We start from the raw sequence: 1,360 nt of genomic DNA on the forward strand, positions 1-1,360 counted from the left end.
AGTTACCTAATTTTCAGGGAAAAAGTACCTGAATTTTACCCCCGATCCCTCCAATGGTCAGCACTTTTTGCGGGGAAAAAAGTCTAAAACCCTTATCCAACAAGGTTTTTAGATTTATTCAGCAAGCCCTAAATAATCAGTCTTTAATAACTGGATTTAGTATTAGAACAATGGCGAGAAAATGACAGTTTTTAACTGAAATTACTGTCCAAACAAAACCGAACTATTACCAGATCCTTGGAACAAGATCCAAGTCATCAGCAGATTAGATACAAAAATCGCTAAGAGCATAGTGACTACGGCCGCGGTCGTAGCTTGGCCGACTCCCTTAGCACCGCCATCGGTCGTTAAACCCCAATTACAGCCGATAATCGCAATTAAAGCCCCAAAAACCAACCCTTTAACCGGTCCACTCAGCACATCTCCCACACGCAGGAAACCGCGAACCGAGTCGAGAAAAACTGAATTAGCAATCCCGTATAAACTTTGGCCGACCAGCAAACCGCTACCTAAACCGATCAGCAACGCCATAATACTCAAAGCGGGAACCATAAGACAACAAGCAATTAAACGGGGCAGCACCAGATATTCCACGGGATCGGTTTTGAGCATATAGAGTGCGTCGATCTGCTCTGTCACCTTCATGGTACCGATTTCCGCCGCAAAAGCTGATCCTACCCGACCGGCTACCACGATCGCCATCATAATCGGACAGAGTTCCCGACCGAGAGCAAGGGCCAAAATTCCCCCCACCATACTGCCAGCACCCAAAGCTTGGAACTCCCGGGCCACTTGGATGGTAAAGATCATCCCGATCACCGCGGCCGTGATCATGGCGATAATCAGGGAAGCAGGCCCAGCTGCCACCATTTGTTCTTGGGTGACGCGCCAATCGGGTTGGCGCGTGAATAGGAAGTAAAAAACCCTGCCGGTTAATAGTACCGCTAACCAACAGCGCCGAAACCAAGAGCTTAATTCCTTGCTAAAAATCGCCAATAAATCCTTCATGGTCCCCAAAATCGATCGGACTAGAGAAAAGTCTATCCTGTTTTGTCTTCTAATACCAAATCCTGTTATAATAAAACGAGTAAAGACAAGGAGATAAAATGCCCAAGAAAGCTGACTTAGCCGAACATCTAAGTTCAGAGGAACTGATACTAAATCTGGTTATTAAAAACTAGAACTCTTGCAAATTAATTATATGTTATAATGATGGGTCAACTAATTTTCCCCAAAAAATTAGTTAATCAGTACATTCGTCCTGAATAAAAACTTGAAGTTTAACTTTTAACTCAAAACTCTTTAGAGCTGCTTTAATTTGGTTATCAAAACCTCTTTATTTAAGCGGCACAAACTATCT

1 protein-coding gene is annotated in these 1,360 nt (G+C 43.6%); it reads right to left on the reverse strand.

Annotated features, from left to right (window positions below):
* Positions 1 to 201: 201 nt before the first annotated feature.
* Complete coding sequence (locus IQ242_RS24870; RefSeq protein ID WP_193961796.1) at positions 202 to 1,008, reverse strand: MlaE family lipid ABC transporter permease subunit; 807 nt, start codon at positions 1,006 to 1,008, stop codon at positions 202 to 204.
* Between the last annotated feature and the right edge of the window lie 352 nt (positions 1,009 to 1,360).

The sequence above is a fragment of the Microcystis sp. LEGE 08355 genome, from assembly GCF_015207185.1.
Classification (GTDB): domain Bacteria; phylum Cyanobacteriota; class Cyanobacteriia; order Cyanobacteriales; family Microcystaceae; genus Microcystis; species Microcystis panniformis.